Source organism: Leclercia sp. LTM14, from assembly GCF_023736175.1.
In the GTDB taxonomy this organism is placed as follows: Bacteria; Pseudomonadota; Gammaproteobacteria; order Enterobacterales; family Enterobacteriaceae; genus Enterobacter; species Enterobacter barmai.
The window spans coordinates 491038-512013 of record NZ_JAIKTT010000002.1; the positions used below are offsets into that span (position 1 = coordinate 491038).

Annotated in this window: 19 protein-coding genes; 11 read left to right on the forward strand and 8 right to left on the reverse strand. The window is 57.4% G+C overall.

What is annotated here, in order from left to right:
• Positions 1–47 precede the first annotated feature (47 nt).
• The gene (locus K5I40_RS06790; protein WP_223074148.1) at positions 48–947 is read right to left on the reverse strand and encodes a LysR family transcriptional regulator; all 900 of its coding nucleotides are present in this window, start codon (positions 945–947) and stop codon (positions 48–50) included.
• A 122-nt stretch (positions 948–1069) separates the two neighbouring features.
• Between K5I40_RS06790 and K5I40_RS06795 the strand changes: the two genes are divergently transcribed.
• The 4 genes from K5I40_RS06795 to K5I40_RS06810 all read left to right on the forward strand — a co-directional run bounded on the left by K5I40_RS06795 (position 1070) and on the right by K5I40_RS06810 (position 5587).
• Positions 1070–2323 (forward strand): MFS transporter, encoded by a 1254-nt coding sequence (locus tag K5I40_RS06795; RefSeq protein WP_223074149.1) that lies wholly within the window; start codon positions 1070–1072, stop codon positions 2321–2323.
• Positions 2324–2531: 208 nt separating this feature from the next.
• A complete protein-coding gene (locus K5I40_RS06800; RefSeq protein WP_223074150.1) occupies positions 2532–4016 on the forward strand; it encodes a carboxypeptidase M32 in 1485 nt (494 codons plus the stop codon).
• Positions 4017–4164: 148 nt separating this feature from the next.
• Positions 4165–4485: an acid resistance repetitive basic protein Asr gene (asr, locus tag K5I40_RS06805; RefSeq protein ID WP_223074344.1), complete on the forward strand. Its 321-nt coding sequence runs from the start codon at positions 4165–4167 to the stop codon at positions 4483–4485.
• Positions 4486–4765: 280 nt separating this feature from the next.
• Positions 4766–5587: a serine protease gene (locus K5I40_RS06810; RefSeq protein WP_039029206.1), complete on the forward strand. Its 822-nt coding sequence runs from the start codon at positions 4766–4768 to the stop codon at positions 5585–5587.
• A gap of 1 nt (position 5588) precedes the next feature.
• On the opposite strand, the gene K5I40_RS06815 is transcribed toward K5I40_RS06810, so the two are convergent.
• The 3 genes from K5I40_RS06815 to mdtJ form a co-directional block, all read right to left on the reverse strand.
• Positions 5589–7751 (reverse strand): bifunctional diguanylate cyclase/phosphodiesterase, encoded by a 2163-nt coding sequence (locus tag K5I40_RS06815; RefSeq protein WP_223074151.1) that lies wholly within the window; start codon positions 7749–7751, stop codon positions 5589–5591.
• A gap of 86 nt (positions 7752–7837) precedes the next feature.
• On the reverse strand, positions 7838–8167 hold the full coding sequence (mdtI, locus tag K5I40_RS06820; RefSeq protein ID WP_223074152.1) for a multidrug/spermidine efflux SMR transporter subunit MdtI: 330 nt from the start codon (positions 8165–8167) through the stop codon (positions 7838–7840).
• Positions 8154–8516, reverse strand: coding sequence for a multidrug/spermidine efflux SMR transporter subunit MdtJ (gene mdtJ / locus K5I40_RS06825; RefSeq protein WP_039029203.1), 363 nt, complete (start codon positions 8514–8516; stop codon positions 8154–8156). Before mdtJ ends, mdtI begins: the two co-directional genes overlap by 14 nt.
• Positions 8517–8935: 419 nt before the next feature.
• Between mdtJ and K5I40_RS06830 the strand changes: the two genes are divergently transcribed.
• On the forward strand, positions 8936–9973 hold the full coding sequence (locus tag K5I40_RS06830) for an AI-2E family transporter (protein ID WP_039029202.1): 1038 nt from the start codon (positions 8936–8938) through the stop codon (positions 9971–9973).
• 3 nt (positions 9974–9976) lie between these two features.
• Here K5I40_RS06830 and K5I40_RS06835 read toward each other — a convergent pair whose 3' ends face one another.
• The 3 genes from K5I40_RS06835 to K5I40_RS06845 all read right to left on the reverse strand — a co-directional run bounded on the left by K5I40_RS06835 (position 9977) and on the right by K5I40_RS06845 (position 12762).
• The gene (locus K5I40_RS06835) at positions 9977–10921 is read right to left on the reverse strand and encodes a zinc-dependent alcohol dehydrogenase family protein (RefSeq protein ID WP_223074153.1); all 945 of its coding nucleotides are present in this window, start codon (positions 10919–10921) and stop codon (positions 9977–9979) included.
• Positions 10922–10933: 12 nt separating this feature from the next.
• The gene (gene smrA / locus K5I40_RS06840) at positions 10934–11497 is read right to left on the reverse strand and encodes a DNA endonuclease SmrA (RefSeq protein WP_223074154.1); all 564 of its coding nucleotides are present in this window, start codon (positions 11495–11497) and stop codon (positions 10934–10936) included.
• A gap of 356 nt (positions 11498–11853) precedes the next feature.
• Positions 11854–12762, reverse strand: coding sequence for a LysR family transcriptional regulator (locus K5I40_RS06845; RefSeq protein ID WP_138368862.1), 909 nt, complete (start codon positions 12760–12762; stop codon positions 11854–11856).
• 174 nt (positions 12763–12936) lie between these two features.
• Here K5I40_RS06845 and K5I40_RS06850 point away from each other — a divergent pair, with 174 nt between their 5' ends.
• From K5I40_RS06850 to uspE, 6 genes are all read left to right on the forward strand, one after another.
• Entirely contained in the window at positions 12937–14247 is a 1311-nt protein-coding gene (locus tag K5I40_RS06850) for a M20 family metallo-hydrolase (protein WP_223074155.1), read from the forward strand.
• Positions 14247–15692: a M20 family metallopeptidase gene (locus K5I40_RS06855; RefSeq protein WP_223074156.1), complete on the forward strand. Its 1446-nt coding sequence runs from the start codon at positions 14247–14249 to the stop codon at positions 15690–15692. The genes K5I40_RS06850 and K5I40_RS06855 overlap by 1 nt, the downstream gene beginning before the upstream one ends.
• A gap of 39 nt (positions 15693–15731) precedes the next feature.
• Entirely contained in the window at positions 15732–17258 is a 1527-nt protein-coding gene (gene abgT / locus K5I40_RS06860) for a p-aminobenzoyl-glutamate transporter (RefSeq protein WP_223074157.1), read from the forward strand.
• Positions 17259–17268: 10 nt separating this feature from the next.
• The gene (ogt, locus tag K5I40_RS06865; RefSeq protein WP_139564950.1) at positions 17269–17784 is read left to right on the forward strand and encodes a methylated-DNA--[protein]-cysteine S-methyltransferase; all 516 of its coding nucleotides are present in this window, start codon (positions 17269–17271) and stop codon (positions 17782–17784) included.
• A 182-nt stretch (positions 17785–17966) separates the two neighbouring features.
• Complete coding sequence (fnr, locus tag K5I40_RS06870) at positions 17967–18719, forward strand: fumarate/nitrate reduction transcriptional regulator Fnr (protein WP_032617879.1); 753 nt, start codon at positions 17967–17969, stop codon at positions 18717–18719.
• Between the two features lie 137 nt (positions 18720–18856).
• Complete coding sequence (gene uspE / locus K5I40_RS06875) at positions 18857–19807, forward strand: universal stress protein UspE (RefSeq protein ID WP_039029194.1); 951 nt, start codon at positions 18857–18859, stop codon at positions 19805–19807.
• A 33-nt stretch (positions 19808–19840) separates the two neighbouring features.
• On the opposite strand, the gene K5I40_RS06880 is transcribed toward uspE, so the two are convergent.
• A complete protein-coding gene (locus K5I40_RS06880) occupies positions 19841–20959 on the reverse strand; it encodes a mechanosensitive ion channel family protein (protein ID WP_223074158.1) in 1119 nt (372 codons plus the stop codon).
• Between the last annotated feature and the right edge of the window lie 17 nt (positions 20960–20976).

A 20976-nucleotide genomic window follows, 5' to 3' on the forward strand; every position in this document is an offset into this window, starting at 1 on the left:
ACTTAGCCTTGTGATTTACAGCACATTTTTACCCGCTTTTTTTCCGGTCAGCGGCCCGATGAGGCGCTAATCAGTAGATCCTTAAACCGTTGTGCCGCTGCGCTCAGTTCATGATGCCGGGACCACACCAGCCACATCTCTGAAACCGCGTCCACTTCGGCAATCGCCACCCAGCGCATTTCATGTAGCTGAAGCCGCCTGAAGGAAGCCGGAAGGATCGACACGCCGAGCCCCGCCGCCACCAGGCCGATGATGGTCATCGCCTCGCCCACTTCCTGGGTAATGACCGGGTTCACCCCATGGCGGCGCAGTAATCCCAGGATATCGTCGTACAGGCCGGTGCCGACGTGGGGGTCAAAAAAGACGAACGGCTCCTGCGCCAGTTCCGTGACGGAGATTTCAGGTTTTGCCGCCAGGGGATGGTCGCGATGGATCATCGCCAGCAGCGGTTCGCGAAGCACCCGCTGCCACGCCAGGGTGTCCGGCAACTGGGTATTGCGCATCAGGCCCAGATCGAGCGAACCTTCGTTCAGCGGGACGATCTGCTCCCGGGTATTGATCTCCCGGGTCTGGATATGCACATCCGGCGACAGGCGGCGAAACGACGACAGGGTGTGCGAGATAGCGCTAATAAACGGCGCGGAGGAGGTAAACCCGATGCGCAGCTCGCCGGTTTCACCCTGGTGCAGGCGTTCTGCCCGGGCAGCAGCCTCGTCCACCATGCTCAGGATCTGGCGGCTGTCGGCGAGGAACTGACGCCCCGCCGCCGTCAGCCCGACGCTGCGATTAGTTCGGGCCAGAAGGCGGGCCCCAACCTGCTGCTCCAGGGCCTGGATCTGCTGGCTCAGCGGCGGTTGCGAAATATTAAGCCGCTGAGCCGCGCGACCAAAATGCAGTTCTTCGGCGACGGCAACAAAGTAGCGCAGATGACGCAGTTCGATATTCATATTTTTAACGTATCATTTGAGATTATTAATATATTAGACAGAATATTTACAATTTCCTACCCTGATCCCTGTGGTCATACCCGTCACCAGAAATCACGGGGATGTTGAAGCAAGGAACTTACGTGAGTCGTACAACAACGGCTGATATCGCCCCCAGCAATGATATCGATCTCTTACCGAACAAAGCCTTACCGGCACAGCGAATCAAACGCGGCACCCCGCAGTTTATGCGCGTCACCCTGGCGCTCTTCTCCGCCGGCCTTGCCACCTTCGCCCTGCTCTACTGCGTGCAGCCGATCCTGCCGGTGCTGTCCCAGGAGTTTGGCGTCTCCCCGGCCAGCAGCAGTATTTCACTGTCGATCTCCACGGGAATGCTGGCGGTCGGCCTGCTGTTTACCGGCCCACTCTCGGACGCTATCGGGCGTAAACCGGTGATGGTCACCGCGCTGCTGCTGGCGTCGGTCTGTACCTTGCTGTCGACGATGATGACCAGCTGGCACGGGATTTTAATTATGCGCGCGCTGATCGGGCTCTCGCTTAGCGGCGTGGCGGCGGTGGGGATGACCTACCTCAGCGAGGAGATCCACCCCAGCTTCGTTGCGTTCTCCATGGGGCTCTACATCAGCGGGAACTCCATTGGCGGCATGAGCGGACGCCTGCTGAGCGGGGTCTTTACCGATTTCTTCAGCTGGCGGATAGCGCTGGCGGCGATCGGCTTTTTTGCGCTGGCTTCGGCGCTGATGTTCTGGAAAATCCTGCCAGAATCGCGTCATTTCCGCCCTACCGCGCTGCGGCCAAAAACGCTGCTGATTAACTTCCGCCTGCACTGGCGCGATAAAGGGCTGCCCCTGCTGTTTCTCACCGGATTCCTGCTGATGGGCTCGTTTGTGACTCTTTTTAACTACATCGGCTACCGGTTGATGCTTTCGCCGTGGCATCTGAGCCAGGCGCTGGTCGGCCTGCTGTCGGTGGCTTACCTGACCGGGACCTGGAGCTCCCCGAAAGCCGGGGCCATGACCACCCGCTTCGGGCGCGGCCCGGTGATGCTGGTCTCCACCGGCGTAATGCTGGCAGGCGTACTGATGACGCTGCTCTCCAGTTTGTGGCTGATTTTCGCCGGGATGCTGCTCTTCTCCGCCGGCTTCTTCGCCGCCCACTCGGTCGCCAGCAGCTGGATCGGCCCGCGCGCCCGCCGCGCAAAAGGCCAGGCCTCGTCGCTGTATCTGTTCAGCTACTATCTGGGCTCCAGCATCGCCGGGACGCTCGGCGGCGTGTTCTGGCACCAGTACGGCTGGAACGGCGTCGGCGGGTTTATTGCGCTGATGCTGTGTGCGGCATTGCTGGTGGGACGGAGCCTTCATCGTCGTTTGCAATAAGATTTTTTTCACTACATTCTCACCGGACTGTAAATTCATTTATCGCAAACCGAGGTTTTCAAAGGTTAACAGCTCAAATGCCTGATGGCGCTACGCTTATCAGGCCTACAAAACCGATCTGCACGCTTGCAATAATGTTACGTGGCCTCGTGTTTCGCCCGACCTGATGGTACTTTTAGCTCTCAGTTGATGCAGACACGAGGTCTTAATGAAAAAGAATAACTATCAGCAACTCACCCGTACCTTCCAGCGCCTTTCCCGCTTCTCCCATCTCTCCGCTATCGCCAGCTGGGACATGTTCACCATGATGCCTGCAGGCGGTAGCGCCGCCCGGGGTGAAGCCCTGGCGGAACTGAGCGTGTTGCAGCATCAAATCCTGACCGACAAAAACGTAGCCGACTGGCTGCGTAACGCCGAAAGCGAAGATCTTAACGACGTTGAACAGGCCAACCTGCGGGAGATGGCTCGCCACTATCAGCAGGCGGCTTTGCTGCCGGAATCACTGGTTGAGGCGAAATCCCTGGCGGGCAGTAAATGCGAGCATGCCTGGCGTACCCAGCGTCCGGCGAATGACTGGCAGGGTTTTTCCGCCAACCTGAAAGAGGTGGTGAAACTGAGCCGGGAAGAGGCTCACCTGCGTGCCGGGGCGAAAGGCTGCACCCCGTACGATGCGCTGCTGGATATCTTCGAGCCGGACATGACCAGCGCCCGGCTGGACGATCTGTTTGGCGATCTCAAAACCTGGCTGCCGGATCTGCTGGCGCAGGTAGTCGAGAAGCAGGCGCAGCAGTCCTTCGTGCCGCCGCAGGGCCCGTTCCCTACCGCTATCCAGCGTGAGCTGGGGCTGGAGGCGATGAAGACCCTCGGGTTCGACTTTAACGCGGGCCGTCTGGACGTCAGCGCCCATCCGTTCTGCGGTGGCGTGCCGGAAGACGTGCGCATCACCACCCGTTACGACGAAGACGAACTGCTGAGCGCCCTGTTTGGCGTGATCCACGAAACCGGCCACGCGCGATATGAGCAGAACCTGCCCCGCAACTGGCTCGGTCAGCCCATCGCCCTGGCTCGCTCCACCGCCATCCACGAATCACAGAGCCTGTTCTTTGAAATGCAGCTCGGGCGCAGCAAGGCCTTCCTCAACCATCTGCTGCCGGCGGTTCAGGAACGTTTCGGCAGCCAGGCGGCGTTCACCCCAGAGAATTTCGTCGCCTGGAACCAGCGGGTGAAGCCCGGCTATATCCGCGTGGATGCCGACGAGGTGAGCTATCCGGCGCACGTGGTGCTGCGCTACGAGATCGAGCGGGCGCTGATCAATGGCGATATCGAGGTGGAGGACATCCCGGCGCTGTGGGATGAGAAGATGCAGGCGTGGCTGGGGCTGTCGACAAAAGACAACTACCGCAACGGCTGTATGCAGGATATCCACTGGACAGACGGCGGCTTCGGCTACTTCCCGTCGTACACCTTAGGTGCCATGTACGCCGCTCAGCTGTTCAGTGCGGCAAAAAACGCGCTGCCGGGGCTGGACGCCTCCATCGCCGCCGGGGATTTCAGCGCCCTGTTCGACTGGCTGCGCCAGAACATCTGGCAGCATGGCAGCCGCTTCACCACCGCCCAGCTGATTGAGCAGGCGACCGGAGAAGATCTTAACAGCCGCTACTTCCGCGACCATCTGACCTCTCGCTATCTTTAACTCATCACGCCGGGCTTCTGCCCGGCGTTGTACATTAGGTTACACGCCGATACCAATCACTCACGGAAGCCCCGGATTTTCAGGGATATAGTTCTTTCAACGGCCCCGCAGTGGGGTTAAATGAAAAAACCAATTCGAGGGTAAGATGATGAAAAAAGTATTAGCTCTGGTTGTTGCCGCTGCTATGGGTCTCTCTTCTGCTGCATTCGCTGCTGACACTGTCGCGAAAACCGCTGCACCTGCTGCGACCGCAACCACCACCCCGGCACCGGCTGCCAAAACTGTGCACCACAAAAAACACAAGAAAGCCGCTGTGCAGAAAGCGCAGGCTGCTAAAAAGCACCACAAAAAAGCCGTGAAGAAAGAAGACGCAGCGCCGGTTGCCCAGAAAGCCCAGGCAGCTAAAAAACACCATAAAAAAGCAGTAAAACACGAAGCAGCCGCTCCAGCTGCTAAACCGGCTGCATAAGCCAACTTAACCTACCGTGCCCCTGGCGGGTACGTTAGTCATCCGGCGCTGAACCGGCAAGGTGTCAGCGCCGTTTTTTTATCCGGAGGGCGTTATGTTGCAGCGCTATCGGTTTGAGGTGATTCTCATCACGCTTATTTTATGCGCACTTGTTGCAGGTGTGTTTTATATTTCCTGAGTGTAGCACGCTGATTTTACTCCCACTTTCGCGCTGTCCCGTCTATAGTTAATTACCAGGGTTCATATTTAATAATCATAATTATTCCCTTCAGAGTGTGATATGCGTAAATCTGTTGTGATTGTACTGGGAACGTTTTTTCTCTTTTCTGGGTTAAGTCATGCGGACAATGGCGACGACGAGGCCGCGAACGCAAAAGAGGTACAAACGCTGTTTTTTGGGCATGACGATCGCACGCGTGTCGCTGACCCCTCCCGCGCGCCGTGGGATGCCATTGGCCAGCTGGAAACGGCCAGCGGAAACCTCTGCACTGCAACCCTCATTACTCCTCAGCTGGCGCTGACCGCCGGACACTGCCTGCTGGTGCCGCCAAAAGGCAAACCCGATACCGCCGTTGCCCTGCGCTTCGTATCGCAAAAAGGGAGCTGGCGCTACGAAATCCACGGCATTGAAGGCCGGGTTGATGCATCATTAGGCCGAAGGTTAAAGGCCGACGGCGATGGCTGGATCGTGCCGCCTTCCGCCGCGTCGTGGGATTTTGGTCTGGTGGTGTTGCGCAATCCGCCGTCGGGCATTACCCCGCTGCCGCTGTTTGCCGGTACCAAAGAAGAGCTGACCGCTGCCCTGAAACAGGCCGATCGCAAGGTGAGCCAGGCGGGATATCCGGAAGATCATCTGGATGTGCTCTATACCCATCAGGACTGCATCGTCACCGGCTGGGCACAAAACAGCGTGCTGTCCCATCAGTGCGACACCCTGCCAGGCGACAGCGGTTCACCGCTGATGCTGAAAACCGCTGCGGGCTGGCAGCTTATCGGCGTTCAGAGCTCGGCACCGGCGGCGAAAGATCGCTGGCGGGCCGATAACCGGGCCCTGTCAGTCACCGGCTTTCGTGACAAGCTGGCCGAACTGGCCCAGCAGTAACTCAGCACTGGCGCTGCTGGCGTAGCGCCATAATCGCCTCTATCGGCATTGGCTGGCTGTACCAGTAACCTTGGAGCTGATCGCAGCCCGCCAGTCGCAGCAGCTTCATCTGTTTTTCGTTCTCCACCCCTTCAGCCACTACCGTCATCCCCAGCGCGCTGGCAATGCGCACCGTGCCGCTCACCAGCGCCGAGGCCTGCTCGTCGTGATCCACCAGCCCGGCCAGCGACTTATCGATCTTGATGGTATTGAAGTTAAAGCGGCGCAGATAGCCGATGCTGGAGTAGCCGGTGCCGAAGTCGTCCAGCGCCACCGCAATGCCCTGCGCCTTGAGATTGTTGATGGCCGAGCGGGCCCGCTCCGGGTTCTCCAGCACATAGGTTTCGGTCACTTCCAGCTGCAGGCGGGTTGCCGGAAAACGGCTGAGCGCCAGCGCCCCCTCCACTTTGGCTTCAAACTCGGGGTCGCGAAACTGCGCCGGGGAGATATTGACCGACAACTTCAGATCCCTGTACGGCTCCAGATCCTGGCAGGCCCGGCTGAGAACAAACTGCCCCAGGCCGTAAATCAGCCCGCTGGTTTCGGCGATGGTAATAAACTCATCCGGCGCCAGCGGCCCTTCCGGTCGCCGCGGCCAGCGCACCAGCGCCTCCACGCTGACCATTTTCTGGCTGCGGGCATCGATGATCGGCTGATACCAGACATCAAACTCGTTATGCTCCAGGCCATGGCGGATCTGCTCTTCAATTGCCAGCCGCCTCTCGCGCTCGTTGTTCAGCTCGACGTCATAGTGCGTAACCCGCCCCTTGCCGGTGATTTTGGAGTGGTACATGGCGATATCGGCGCGGCGGAACAGCTCGTTGCTGGTGCAGTCCACCAGCGTGTCGCTGGCGATGCCGATACTGGCGCCTATGTGGATCGAACGCTCACCGACGGTAATCGGTGAGTGAAGGTAATCAAGAACAAAGCCTGCAAACGCCGAGGCCAGCGCTTCGGCGTTGTCGCCGCCGATGGTCATGGCGAACTCATCCCCGCCCATCCGGGCCAGCATGCCGTCTTTGGGGACATTGTCGCGCAGCGCGCCTGCGATGGTGACAATCAGCTCGTCGCCCACCTCATGGCCATGGATATCATTGACGTCCTTAAAGCCGTCGAGATCGATAAACACCACGCTTTTGCGATCGGTATCGCCGCGCTGGCTCACCCGCTCCAGCTCTTCAATCAGCGCCCGGCGGTTGGGCAAATGGCTGAGCCAGTCGGTGCGCGCCACCGATCTTGCCAGCGTCTCACCGCGCGCCAGTTTATACAGCCCCACGCTGCTGAAGAGGATAAAAAGTAATATCAGCGCCGCCGTGAGCAGCACGATTTGGGTGATATCGAGGGAGGCCGCTTTCGCCGCAGCCGCCCCCGGCAGGCGCGGTTGCCACGAGAGATACCCCAGCACTTCCCCGGATGAACTATTCAGCGGCACGCTGACGTCGCTAACCCGCTCCGGCGTAAACGTCAGGTTGTCGATCTGAAAGGTATTCCCGAGGTCGCGCAGGATCTGCGGGTTAATATGCCGGGTGATCACCAGATAGCGGCGGGTATTATCTCCTGCCCTCAGACTGCCGATCGTCGGTCGGATCAGCCCCACGCCAACAAAAGCGATTCCCGCCCGGGTGCGGGTGATCCCGGCGTAGATGTTTTTATCCGATCGCAGGGAGTTGGTATGCATCAGGATCAGCGACTTTAAGCCGTCGCCAAAGAAATCGAGATTTTTCTCCGCGAAAGGCTGGCTTTTGAACGATCCCCACAGCACCTGGAATCGCTCATCGAGCACAAAGGTGCCGTCATAGAGGTTATTCACCTTGTAGCCCGCGCCCCAGGTGTTGTAGAGCCAGTCGATGTCGAGCGCCGGGCGATAGGCTTCACGCACCGCGTCATCCCAGACGGCATTATCAATCACCAGCGACCAGACCCGGTTTACCGAGGTCTGTACCGCGCCCTGCACCGAGAGCGCCGTGCGCTGTTCGTCGATTTCGTTGGCTTTACTGCTGATGAGGTTGAGGGAGAGGTACAACAAGGCGACAACAGAGAAAATTAAGCCGACCCCTGCCATGAAGATCATAACAAACAAGGTCCTGGCAGAAGGAATTTTACGCCAGCTTAATGGGTTATACATGCATTGGCCGTCCTGTTTTATGCCCTCAGTTTAAGCGTAATACAGGACATGGATTTCGCTGCCTGTAATGACAGGCAGCGACGTTATCAGGCCAGTTTTATCATGATCATTCCGGCGAGCAGCAGAAGCAGCCCCATCCACCCTTTATGATTCAGTCGTTGACCAAACAGGATCCAGCCCGCAGCAAGCGTGGCCGCAATACCAAACCCGCCCCACAGGGCATAGGCAACCGACAGATCAATGCCTTTTACCGCCTGCGACAGGGCGCTGAACGCGCCGAGTACCGCGACAATGGAGAGCAGACCATAGATTTTGCGGCGAAAACCGTCGGAAAACTTCAGCAAAACGTTGGCGGCAATCTCCAGCACGATAGCTAGACCTAACCAGGCAGCATGCACCCACTCAAACTGTTGCATGGGACACCTCCCCGCGTGGTTTTGCCGGTTTGCGGGTTCCGGATTTGATTAATATTATTCCCGCCACCAGCGTCGTCAGACCGGCAATTTTCATTGCGGAAAGCGACTCATCAAACAGCATAACGCTGAACAGGGTAATTAAGAGAATACCAATGCCTTCCCATAACGCATACGCCACGCCCAGTGCGATTTTTTTAACCGCAAAACTGAGGAAAATATAGGACAGCGCAATCATTGACAGCATTAAAATATAGCCGCTGTGGCTGCCCGTGACGCTGGCCCATTTCATGGAGAGTGTGCCGGTTATTTCAGCGACAATAGCAAGGGCTAAGAGGATCCAGTAAAACATGTTTTTCTCCTGCTTGAGAATATAATCCTTCGCGGCTCGCCGTTAGCGGCAGCCGGGTAAAAAAATACAACAGATTGGCCGGGCGCGATGCGCCAGCTCAGGCAGAGAGAGGGTCTACAGCGCGTTGCGCCAGTGTTGCTCGCCAGAAAGCAGGCAAAAAGAGGAGTACAGAGCGGAACTGAGATTTGATAAAACGATGCTGAACAAATTGTCCATAAAATTACAATTATCTGCGGTGTTGCTTCTCGTCAGTGCAGATGAAAATTGTCTCCGGTAGTTAAACACAGCTGATTTTTACCATAAGCCAGGATTTTACTCAAAGCCTTTTCATTTCTTTACCCTCGCCGTTTGCGTTTGGTTAATTTATTAAAGGCGCTGCGCCGTTAGAATATATAAAAAGGACAGCATCAGGAGCCAGCATGGCGAAACCCATTATTACCCTCAACGGATTAAAAATAGTCATCATGCTTGGCATGCTGGTGATTGTCCTGACCGGGATCCGTTTTGCGGCGGATATTATCGTACCCTTTATCCTGGCGCTGTTTATCGCGGTGATACTTCAGCCCGTTGTACGGCGTCTGATGCGCCTGCGCCTGCCGCGGGTGCTGGCTATCACCCTGCCGATCGTACTTATCGTGGTGCTGATGGCGTTACTGGTGGCCTATCTTGGCACCTCGCTGAATGAGCTGGCCCGCACCCTGCCGCACTATCGCACCTCGCTTGCCGTGCCGCTGCTGCATCTGGAACCCTGGCTGCAGCGGGCCGGGATTGAAGTGTCGATGGAAGAGCTGCTGAAGTACATCGATCCCAATGCCGCCATGACCCTGGTGACCGCCCTGCTGTCACAGCTCTCCAGCGCCATGACCTCCATCTTTTTACTGCTGCTGACGGTGGTGTTTATGCTGCTGGAGGTGCCGCAGCTGCCGGCGAAGCTCCAGCCCATGATGACCCGCCCGGTGGAAGGGATGGCCGCCATTCAGCGCGCGCTGGACAGCGTTTCGCACTATCTGGTGCTGAAAACCGCCATCAGTCTGGTGACCGGGCTGGTGGTGTGGGGAATGCTGACGGCGCTGGAGGTGCGGTTTGCCTTTGTCTGGGCGCTGCTGGCCTTTGCGCTGAACTATATCCCCAACATCGGCTCGGTGCTTGCCGCCATCCCGCCCATTGCCCAGGTGCTGGTTTTCAGCGGCTTTTACTCTGCGCTGGTGTTGCTGGCCGGCTATTTGCTGGTGAACCTGATCTTCGGCAACATCCTTGAACCCCGCCTGATGGGGCGCGGGCTGGGCCTCTCCACGCTGGTGGTCTTTTTGTCGCTGATATTCTGGGGCTGGCTGCTGGGGCCAGTGGGAATGCTGCTCTCGGTGCCCCTGACCATTATCGCCAAAATTGCGCTGGAGCAGACCGAAGGCGGTAAAAGCATTGCCCTGCTGCTCAGTGATATGAGCCAGTCCCGTTAAGCATTATTCAAACGCCAGCACCGGCTTGCAGGTACGCCCCGCCTGCCGGTAGTGGGCCAGTGCCGACTGCCAGTCGGTGAACGGCAGTAACCTGGCGTCACTGTACTGGCTGGCGGCCAGCAAGGGCCAGATTTCACGGAACGCCGCCTGCCACGCCTGCGGGTTCAGGGCCTCGAAGTGGTTACGGATATGGAACCAGTGCATGGGTGGGAAGTGACGTTGTAACGTAAAGGGCTGACCGGAGAGCAACCCGTAGCAGATAAATGCTGCGCGTTTGTCCATCGCGCCCAGAATGGTCTGCGCAAGCTCGCCGCCGGTGGCGTCGAAAGCCAGATCGCTGGTCGCCGCGATGGCGCGAACGCTGTCGATGTCCTGCTGGACGACGGGCGTAATCCCCATCCCCCGCAGTCGCTCCGCATGGATCGCCGAACGGTGAATGCCGTACACCGCCGTTGCCCCCTGCCGTAGCGCCCACTGCCCCAGCAAAATGCCGCAGTCCGAACCGGCGGCGGTCAGCAGCACCTGTTTGCCCTGCACGGGGTAGAGGCTGAGCATCAGCCAGGCCGCCATCGGGTTGATAAACCCTCGCGCCGCCAGCGGTGTGGCAACGGTATCGGGCACCGGGATCGCCATAGATGCCGGGCAATCCACGTACTGCTGCCAGGTACCTTCTCCACGCAGAGGCAAAACCCGTTGACCGAGAAGAGAGGCGGCGCTGTCGGGGGCGGCAATCACGCGGCCTACGCCTTCGTATCCGGCGATGGCCGGTAAGGTAATGCGATGGCGGTAGGCACCGGTAATGGGGATCAGATCGGAGGCGTTGACCGGGGCCACCAGCATCTGCACCCGAAGATTCCCCGGTTGCAGCGGAGCTTTTATCGCGGTCTCCTGCTGCAGGACAGACTCAGGCTCACCAAACTGGCGGTAGCATAATGCGGTGTTTTCCATGGACATTATGTTTTAGCGGCTGCGTTTGGCGTGTCGCTCAAAGTTTTCCTGTTTCGCCTCGCCGGATTTACGCAACGCTACGTAACAGGCACCGCTGCCGCCGTGGTGCGGCTGGGCAACGCAAAACGCCTGCACCGCGTCGAACTCCGTCAGCCAGCGCGCCAGATAGCTGCGCACGATGTTGGCGTGGGAATTATCGTCGCGCCCTTTACCGTGAATGATGATCAGGTTACGCAGGCCGTCGCGCTCCGCCTGGCGGATAAAGGTAAACAGCTGCTGGCGGCACTGCTCAACGGGCTGGCGCAGCAGGGTCAGGCTCGCCTGGCGCGGATACTTGCCCGAGCGCAGCTTGTCGGTAACGCCCTGCTGCACCCCTTCGCGCTGGAAAGCCAGCGGCTCGGCCAGGGGGATCACGTCCAGAAAACCGGTGGTCAGAAAGTTATCGAGCTGGCTGGTATCCACAGGCTGGCGGGTGCGCGTGGTGCGGGCGGGTTGCCAGTGGACATTAGTGCAGCGCTTAAGAGGCTGGACCTCTTCCATCGCATCAAGAAAAAGCGATTTATCGTCTGGGTTCATGGCATCCTCCTGCTTAGCTGGCAGGCTACTATACCTGCGCCCAACTCCCGGCTCAATGCGGTGTTGTCCTGCCGGACGGGTTCCTGCTCATCATTTAAAAAAGAATTATAGATAAAGTTAACGCAATTAATATTTAATCAGTCCTTAAGATTATTTTTATGAATGTTTAACTTTATGACTTACATTAAACTTTTTAAAACCAGGCGCTTTCTTATCTGTATTATCGTCAGGAAATGTTATATATAAAGGTATCTGCACTAAGGAAACAATAAGCAGAGTCGCATGTGGAGCAATGCTGTGTGTACTGTGGGGTCTGTTGGATGTCGACAGGCTCCATTTTTTTATCCTTAACTTGATTAAGAAATAACCTGCCGGGCGTGACGTCTGAATTGTGTGATTAATGACGCGGTTAACGGCGTCTGACGGGAATCCCTTCTTTGTATAAGGTAATAGGTTGCTTTGGGTAACGGCTCTTTTACCGGGATCATCACCAGACGGTGCGCCAGAAGCGGGTCGCAGCCCAGCTCCTGCGGCAGAATACTGAGAAAATCGCTTTGCGCTATCAGACTGATACTTGACGAAAAGGTTTCACATACCACGCCAATATGCGGGATCTGCTCCCGGTGGGAAAACATCTCTTCCAGCTGCTTATAATAACTGCCGCGCGGGGTTGGCATCGTCCAGCTATATTTCAGTAACTCATTAATGGATTTAGCGCCAGTGGCCGGATGCCCTTCCCGACAAAATATCGCAAAGGGTTTCTCAAACAATTTTTCGAACGTGAATTCATGATCGTAAGGCCCCTGATAATAAGTATTAATCGTGAAATCGAGTTCGCCCTGGCGTAATTCATTTATCATCGAAACTAATTGTCCTTCCATTATGCGCACCTTGACCTGCGGGTGCTGCTGATGGAAGCGGGTAATGACGGCAGGCATTAACATGCGGGCGATACTGGCCCCCATACCGATATTAATCTGCCCGGCCTGCTGGCCCTGCCGCTGACGAATATCATCCTGCGCGTTGCGTAGCTCCTCGAGGATCAGGCTGGCATGTTGGTAAAAGCTCTCGCCGCACTCGGTGAGGGTCACCCCTTTACTGCGCCGGACAAACAGCTGCGCCGAGATCCCCTCCTCCAGCTCTTTAATGGATTTGGTTAACGCCGGTTGCGACAGGCTCAATACCCGGCTGGCCCCCCGAATGCTTCCCTGCTTTGCCACTTCCACAAATGCCCGCAACTGATGAAATTTTACCTGAAATGTCATGTCGGCACCGATAACCGTTGTTTATCAGAGAAAAGAAACTGTCATCTACTGTAATGGAAATGAATGTGCGAGGGTAAGCCACGAAAGGTTAAATCTGTGAAAAAACGGTTAGTGATAAGTAAAAACTATCACAGTGTGAAGCAGTTCACATATTCTTATGATACAGGAATCGATATGCATAATCTGGCGCAGCATCTGAAGGCCCTCTTCCCGCAACTCACCGCCTGGCGGCGCGATTTCCACCTTTATGCCGAATCCGGATGGGTGGAATTCCGCACTGCGGCAAAGGTCGCCGAGGTGCTTGACCAGCTGGGCTACGACCTGGCGATGGGGCGCGATGTGGTCGATGCAGACAGCCGTATGGGCCTGCCTGACGATGCCACCCTGGCAGCAGCCTTTGCCCGTGCCCGTCAGCAGGGCGCGCCTGAAAAATGGCTCGGCGCGTTTGAAGGCGGCTTTACCGGAATTGTCGCCACGCTGGACACTGGCCGTCCGGGGCCAACGCTGGCGTTTCGCGTGGACATGGACGCGCTGGATCTGGATGAAGCCCGTGACAATGACCATCTTCCCTTCCGGGAGGGGTTTGCCTCCTGTAACGACGGCATGATGCACGCCTGCGCCCACGACGGTCACACCACCATCGGTCTTGGGCTGGCGCATCTGCTGATGCAGTACCGCGAGCAGCTGAACGGCACCATCAAACTTATTTTCCAGCCTGCCGAAGAGGGCACCCGCGGCGCGCGGGCGATGGTTGCGGCAGGTGTGCTCGACGGCGTGGACTATTTCACCGCTATCCATATCGGCACCGGCGTGCCTGCGGGCACCGTGATCTGCGGCAGCGATAACTTTATGGCCACCACCAAATTCGACGTCCGCTTTACCGGCGTGGCGGCGCACGCTGGCGGCAAACCTGAAGAGGGACGCAATGCCCTGCTGGCTGCCGCCCAGGCCGCCATCGGCCTGCACAGTATCGCCCCGCACAGCGAAGGGGCTTCCCGGGTGAACGTCGGCGTTATGCAGGCGGGCAGCGGCCGTAACGTTGTGCCCGCCAGCGCCCTGCTCAAGGTGGAGACCCGCGGCGAGAGCGAAGCCATTAACAGCTACGTCTTTGGGCGCGCGAAAGCGGTGATTGAGGGCGCGGCAGCGATGCACGGCGTCAGCCATAAGCTGCGCCTGATGGGTGCGGCTACCTCAAGCCAGCCGTCCCCGGCGTGGGTAAGCTACTTACGCGAACAGGCGGCGCAGGTTCCCGGCGTTGAACAGGCCATCGACAAGGTGAAAGCCCCGGCCGGCTCTGAAGACGCCACCTTAATGATGGCTCGGGTTCAGCAAAACGGCGGGCTCGCCTCCTATATGGTGTTCGGCACCACCCTCAGCGCCGGGCATCACAACGAAAAATTCGACTTTGACGAGACGGCGATGCTCATCGCCATCGAAACCCTGGCGCGTACCGCGCTTAACTTCCCGTGGACGCGAGGTGTGTAATGCAGACCATTTACCGTTTTGTTGAGGATGCCATCGACACCCGCGCGCAGCAGTTTACCGCCATTGCCGATGAGATCTGGGATCACCCGGAAACCCGTTTTGAAGAGTTCTGGTCTGCCGAACGGCTGGCCGGTGCCCTGGAAGAGGCAGGTTTTAAACTTACACGTCAGGCTGGTGGCATACCGAACGCCTTTATGGCCAGCTACGGCGAAGGGAAACCGGTTATCGCCCTGCTCGGGGAGTACGACGCCCTTGCGGGATTAAGCCAGCAGGCGCACTGCGCCGCACCGCAAAGCGACACGCCCGGGGCCAACGGCCACGGCTGCGGGCATAACCTGCTCGGCACTGCCGCCCTCGCGGGCGCCGTGGCGGTGAAAAGCTGGCTGGAGCAGCACGGAGGGAGCGGCACCGTGCGCTTTTACGGCTGTCCGGGGGAAGAAGGCGGCTCGGGTAAAACCTTTATGGTGCGCGAGGGGTTGTTCGATGACGTGGACGCCGCCGTCACCTGGCATCCCGAAGCCTTCGCCGGCATGTTTAACGTCAGTACCTTAGCCAACATCCAGGTCGCCTGGCGTTTTCACGGCACCGCGGCCCATGCGGCGAACTCCCCGCATCTGGGGCGTAGCGCGCTGGATGCCGTCACGCTGATGACCACCGGCACCAATTTCCTCAATGAACACATCATTGAAAAAGCCCGGGTTCATTACGCCATCACCGACACCGGGGGGATCTCACCGAACGTGGTCCAGGCCCAGGCGGAGGTGCTGTATCTGATCCGCGCCCCGGAGATGGCCGACGCGCAGCAGATCTATGAGCGTATCGAAAAAATTGCCCAGGGCGCGGCAATGATGACCGAAACTACCGTGGAACGACGCTTTGAAAAAGCCTGTTCCAGCTACCTGCCTAACCGCACGCTGGAAGCGGCCATGTACAGCGCCGTGCAGCATTACGGCACCCCGGCATGGAACGATGAGGAACGCGCCTTCGCCGGGGAGATCCGCGCCACGCTGAGCGACAACGATCTGCAAAACAGCCTGAAAAACATTGCCGCAACCGGGGGTGAAGAGGGTAAACAGTTTGCCCGCCGCCACCAGCAGACCCTGCTGATTGACGAAGTGGCGCCTTACGCCATCACCGATAACGTGCTGGCAGGCTCTACCGACGTGGGCGATGTCAGCTGGAAAATGCCGGTGGCCCAGTGCTTCAGCCCCTGCTTTACCGTGGGCACGCCGCTGCATACCTGGCAACTGGTGGCGCAGGGCCGCACCTCCATCGCCCATAAAGGCATGCTGCACGCCGGTAAAGTGATGGGCGCCACCGTCCTGAATCTGTTGCAGGACCCGGCGCTGTTGGCCGCCTGCCGGGAGGAGTTTACTCAGCAACTCAATGACAAACCGTATCACTGTCCGATCCCAGAAAACGTGACACCGTCACCTTTAAAATAATAAAACAACATAACAACACAACACTCCCGAGGAACGCCCATGAGTATGTCATCCATACCTTCGCATTCCCCATCCGGCAAGCTCTATGGTTGGGTTGAAAGGGTCGGCAATAAAGTGCCACATCCTTTCCTGCTTTTTGTCTATTTGATTGCGATTTTGATGGTCGCTACCGCAATTCTGTCCGCTTTTGACGTCAGCGCCCGCAACCCGGCTGACGGCAGCATGGTGGCGGTGAAAAATCTGCTCAGCGTCGAAGGTCTGCACTGGTTTTTACCAAACGTAATCAAAAACTTCAGCGGCTTTGCTCCGCTGGGTGCCATCCTCGCGCTGGTTCTCGGGGCGGGTCTGGCTGAGCGTTCCGGCTTACTGCCTGCGCTGATGGTTAAAATGGCCTCTCACGTCAGCGCCCGCTACGCCAGCTATATGGTGCTGTTTATCGCCTTCTTCAGCCATATCTCCTCGGATGCCGCATTGGTGATCATGCCGCCGATGGGGGCGCTGATCTTCCTGGCGGTAGGACGCCATCCGGTGGCGGGCCTGCTGGCGGCCATTGCCGGTGTCGGCTGCGGCTTTACCGCCAACCTGCTAATTGTGACTACCGACGTGCTGCTCTCGGGCATCAGCACCGAGGCGGCAAAATCCATTGATGCTGCGATGCACGTCAGCGTGATCGACAACTGGTACTTTATGGCCAGTTCGGTGATTGTGCTGACCATCGTGGGCGGGCTTATCACCGATAAGATTGTCGAGCCGCGTCTCGGCAAATGGCAGGGCAGCAGCGATGAGAAGCTGGATTCGTTATCGCCGGAACAGCGCCGGGGCCTGCGCGTGGCCGGGTTGGTCTCCCTGCTGTTTATTGCCGCCATTGCGCTGATGGTGGTGCCGGAGAACGGCATCCTGCGCGATCCGGTGAAACATACCGTCCTGCCTTCGCCGTTTATTAAAGGCATCGTGCCGCTGATCATCCTCTTCTTCTTTGTGGTCTCGCTGGCCTACGGCATCGCCACCGGCAAAATACGTCGCCAGGGGGATCTGCCCCAGCTGATGATTGAGCCGATGAAGGAGATGGCCGGGTTTATTGTGATGGTGTTCCCGCTGGCGCAGTTTGTTGCCATGTTTAACTGGAGCAACATGGGCAAGTTTATGGCGGTGGGGCTCACCGACATTCTGGAAACTGCCGGGCTGAGCGGCGTGCCGGCGTTCGTTGGTCTGGCGCTACTGTCGTCCCTGCTGTGCATGTTTATCGCCAGCGGGTCGGCTATCTGGTCGATCCTCGCCCCTATCTTCGTGCCGATGTTTATGCTGCTCGGCTTCCACCCGGCGTTCGCCCAGATCCTGTTCCGCGTGGCGGACTCGTCGGTGATCCCGCTGGCCCCGGTGTCGCCGTTTGTGCCGCTGTTCCTGGGCTTCCTGCAGCGCTATAAACCCGAGGCGAAGCTGGGTACCTACTATTCGCTGGTACTACCCTATCCGCTTATCTTTTTAGGGGTATGGTTGCTGATGTTGGTGGCGTGGTATCTTGTCGGCCTGCCCATCGGGCCTGGGATCTACCCGCGACTGAACTAAGGAACGCCAGATGCTGAGATTACTCGAAGACAAAATTGCGACGCCCCTCGGGCCGCTGTGGGTGATTGCCGATGAGCAATTCAACCTGCGCGCCGTCGAGTGGGAGGAGCACAGCAACCGGATGGTGGAACTGCTGAATATCCACTACCGGGCGCAGGGCTACGAGCGCATCAGCGCCAGCAATCCGGGCGGGCTGAGCGATAAGCTCTCCGCCTGGTTCGAGGGCGATCTCAGCATTATCGATACCCTGCCGACCGCCACCGGCGGCACCCCTTTTCAGCGGGAAGTGTGGCAGGCGTTGCGCGCTATTCCCTGCGGGCAGGTGATGCATTACGGGCAGCTGGCAGAGCAGCTTGGCCGCCCGGGTGCGGCGCGTGCCGTTGGGGCGGCAAACGGCTCCAATCCGGTCAGCATTGTAGTGCCCTGCCACCGCGTAATCGGGCGTAACGGCACCCTGACCGGCTATGCTGGCGGGGTCCAGCGCAAGGAGTGGTTACTGCGTCACGAAGGCTATTTACTGCTGTAGCTCCAGGCTTTTAGTGCTTAATATTCCTTAAGTTAGACGAAATATCCGCAGCCAAGTTGTGGAATTTCAAGAAGATGCTGGCATGTTCACGTAACTTGTCCTTATTGATGGTTTACCAGGCTTACGCGGGGTCAAAAAAGATGTTAAAATTGACCAATATCAATTAAGGCTTGAGCAAACCTATGATCCCGGAAAAGCGAATTATTCGACGCATTCAGTCTGGCGGTTGTGCTATCCATTGTCAGGACTGCAGCATCAGCCAGCTCTGTATCCCGTTTACCCTGAATGAGCACGAGCTTGATCAGCTTGATAATATTATCGAGCGTAAGAAGCCGATTCAGAAAGGGCAAACGCTGTTCAAAGCGGGAGACGAACTGAAGTCGCTGTACGCTATCCGCTCTGGCACCATCAAAAGCTATACCATCACCGAACAGGGCGACGAGCAGATCACCGGCTTCCACCTGGCGGGCGATCTGGTGGGCTTTGACGCCATTGGCACCGGTAACCACCCGAGCTTTGCTCAGGCGCTGGAAACCTCAATGGTTTGCGAAATCCCGTTTGAAACCCTCGACGATCTGTCAGGCAAAATGCCTAACCTGCGTCAGCAGATGATGCGTCTGATGAGCGGTGAGATCAAAGGCGATCAGGATATGATTCTCCTGCTTTCCAAAAAGAATGCAGAAGAGCGCCTGGCCGCGTTTATCTATAACCTCTCCCGTCGTTTCGCCGAGCGCGGTTTCTCGCCTCGTGAGTTCCGTCTGACCATGACCCGTGGCGATATCGGTAACTACCTGGGCCTGACCGTTGAAACCATCAGCCGTCTGCTGGGTCGTTTCCAGAAAAGCGGCATGCTGGCGGTAAAAGGCAAGTACATCACCATTGAAAACGGTGAAGCGCTGGCGGTGCTGGCGGGCCACTCGCGCAACGTTGCATAAATTCATCTGACTTCTGCTTGCCAGGTCGGTAATTTTACTGATTTATTGATCTGGCAAAACTTCCCCCCTGTTTCATTTCAGATATATAGGTTACTCTTTTAATTACAGACTGTGGTGACAGTAGTAAGGAGACCTGTATGGCAAAGTATCAAAACATGCTGGTGGCCATCGATCCTAATCAGGACGATCAACCGGCGTTACGACGAGCTGTCTATTTACATCAACGGATTGGTGGCAGAATCAAAGCGTTTCTGCCGATATATGACTTTTCTTACGAAATGACCACCCTTCTGTCGCCTGACGAACGCACCGCTATGCGTCAGGGAGTGATCAGCCAGCGTACGGCGTGGATACGCGAACAGGCAAAATTCTATCTTGATGCCGGCGTGCCTATCGAGATTAAAGTGGTGTGGCACAACCGTCCGTTTGAAGCCATCATCCAGGAAGTGATTAGCGGCGAACACGATCTGCTGCTGAAAATGGCCCACCAGCACGACAAGCTTGAGGCGGTGATTTTCACCCCGACCGACTGGCATCTGCTGCGTAAATGCCCGTGCCCGGTGTGGATGGTCAAAGACCAGCCGTGGCCGGAAGGCGGTAAAGCGGTGGTGGCGGTCAATCTCGCCAGCGAAGAGAACTACCACAACGCCCTGAATGAGAAGCTGGTCAAAGAGACGGTCTATCTCGCCGAGCAGGTTAACCATACTGAAGTCCATCTTGTTGGCGCCTACCCGATTACCCCTATCAACATTGCCATCGAACTCCCGGAATTTGATCCTACCGTTTATAACGACGCCATCCGCGGACAGCATCTGCTGGCGATGAAAGCCCTGCGGCAGAAATTTGGTATCGATGAGAAACTGACCCACGTGGAGAAAGGGCTGCCGGAAGAGGTGATTCCGGATCTGTCAGAACATCTGCAGGCCGGTATCGTGGTACTCGGCACCATCGGCCGCACCGGTATTTCTGCAGCCTTCCTTGGCAACACGGCGGAACAGGTGATCGACCATCTGCGCTGTGACCTGCTGGTTATCAAGCCGGATCAGTATCAGACCCCGGTCGAACTCGACGACGACGAAGACGACTAAACGTAAAAAGCCCGCCAGTTTGGCGGGCTTTTTTTAGCTCTCGGTAACGGGTTGCTGCGACGGCGGCTGTGCGCCCTCGCCCTCTTTCATCCAGGGGGCATGCAGCACCATGCTTGGCAGGGCCAGTTTGACACCCTCCTCTTTCAGGCTCTCGAGGATCCGGATGTTAATCTCCTGCTGGATGTCCATGTATTTGTTGTAATCCGCAGTATTCACGATATGCACCACCTCAAAGGTCAGCCTGTCCTTATCAAAGCCAAGCAGATGGGCGCGGTCAAAGCGCGTTTCGCCGATATCGGTGATGATCTTCTTCACGTTATCGCCAATCACGCGCAGCTTCTCTGGCGGGGTATCGCTGGCCACGCCGAAGGTAAAGACGATGCGGCGCGTCTGCATACGCTTATAGTTATGCAGGGTCTGCTGAAGCAGGATCGCATTGCCACAGACAATCTGCTCCCCGCTCAGGCTGCGAATGCGCGTTGTTTTCAGACCGATGTGCTCCACCGTCCCGGCAACGTCGTTGAACACCACGAAATCGCCAATCTCAAAGGGCTTATCGAACCCAATGGAGAGCGAGGCGAAGACGTCACTGAGAATGGTCTGCACCGCCAGAGCGATAGCGATACCCCCCACCCCAAGGCTGGCAACCAGAGCAGTGATGTTGACGCCCGCGTTAGCAAGAATTGACAGCAGCATCACTGACCAGACAATCGCCCGCAGGATCAGGCCGGTTATGACCAGGGTGACCGGGTTTTTATGGCTCCCCGGCGACAGCATGACGTGCCGAAGCCAGGAGACCACCCCCTGATCCATCCACAGCGCCACCTGAATCGCCAGCACCAGGAACCAGGCGTGGCTGAGCGCACCGTAGAGGCGATCCGGCAGTTCGACAAAGCGCAGGCTAAACAGGAATGCCACCACGAACAGCAGGATCCGGCTGGTGCGGTTAAGCATCTCTGTAAGGATAAAATGCATCTTATTTGTGGCGGGATGTTTATCGCCCCAGCTGGTAATGCTCTTATGGACAAAGGTGATAAGGCGTTTCAGTAGCCAGTACACCAACAGCGTCACTACCGTTACGGTCGCGAAGCCAATCCAGAATGTGGGGGTCATCATTAACGTCAGAATATCGAAACGTGACAAAAACTGCATTCTCCCTCCTCCCTTAA

Excerpts from the sequence above, each read along its gene's own strand:
- K5I40_RS06830 (WP_039029202.1), top strand. The coding sequence starts at position 8,936 with ATGGCGAAACCCATTATTACCCTCAACGGATTAAAAATAGTCATCATG.
- ogt (WP_139564950.1), top strand. The coding sequence starts at position 17,269 with ATGCTGAGATTACTCGAAGACAAAATTGCGACGCCCCTCGGGCCGCTG.
- K5I40_RS06855 (WP_223074156.1), top strand. The coding sequence starts at position 14,247 with ATGCAGACCATTTACCGTTTTGTTGAGGATGCCATCGACACCCGCGCG.
- mdtI (WP_223074152.1), bottom strand. The coding sequence starts at position 8,167 with ATGCAACAGTTTGAGTGGGTGCATGCTGCCTGGTTAGGTCTAGCTATC.
- uspE (WP_039029194.1), top strand. The coding sequence starts at position 18,857 with ATGGCAAAGTATCAAAACATGCTGGTGGCCATCGATCCTAATCAGGAC.
- abgT (WP_223074157.1), top strand. The coding sequence starts at position 15,732 with ATGAGTATGTCATCCATACCTTCGCATTCCCCATCCGGCAAGCTCTAT.
- mdtJ (WP_039029203.1), bottom strand. The coding sequence starts at position 8,516 with ATGTTTTACTGGATCCTCTTAGCCCTTGCTATTGTCGCTGAAATAACC.
- smrA (WP_223074154.1), bottom strand. The coding sequence starts at position 11,497 with ATGAACCCAGACGATAAATCGCTTTTTCTTGATGCGATGGAAGAGGTC.
- K5I40_RS06815 (WP_223074151.1), bottom strand. The coding sequence starts at position 7,751 with ATGTATAACCCATTAAGCTGGCGTAAAATTCCTTCTGCCAGGACCTTG.
- K5I40_RS06800 (WP_223074150.1), top strand. The coding sequence starts at position 2,532 with ATGAAAAAGAATAACTATCAGCAACTCACCCGTACCTTCCAGCGCCTT.
- asr (WP_223074344.1), top strand. The coding sequence starts at position 4,165 with ATGAAAAAAGTATTAGCTCTGGTTGTTGCCGCTGCTATGGGTCTCTCT.
- K5I40_RS06835 (WP_223074153.1), bottom strand. The coding sequence starts at position 10,921 with ATGGAAAACACCGCATTATGCTACCGCCAGTTTGGTGAGCCTGAGTCT.
- K5I40_RS06850 (WP_223074155.1), top strand. The coding sequence starts at position 12,937 with ATGCATAATCTGGCGCAGCATCTGAAGGCCCTCTTCCCGCAACTCACC.
- fnr (WP_032617879.1), top strand. The coding sequence starts at position 17,967 with ATGATCCCGGAAAAGCGAATTATTCGACGCATTCAGTCTGGCGGTTGT.
- K5I40_RS06790 (WP_223074148.1), bottom strand. The coding sequence starts at position 947 with ATGAATATCGAACTGCGTCATCTGCGCTACTTTGTTGCCGTCGCCGAA.
- K5I40_RS06810 (WP_039029206.1), top strand. The coding sequence starts at position 4,766 with ATGCGTAAATCTGTTGTGATTGTACTGGGAACGTTTTTTCTCTTTTCT.
- K5I40_RS06845 (WP_138368862.1), bottom strand. The coding sequence starts at position 12,762 with ATGACATTTCAGGTAAAATTTCATCAGTTGCGGGCATTTGTGGAAGTG.
- K5I40_RS06880 (WP_223074158.1), bottom strand. The coding sequence starts at position 20,959 with ATGCAGTTTTTGTCACGTTTCGATATTCTGACGTTAATGATGACCCCC.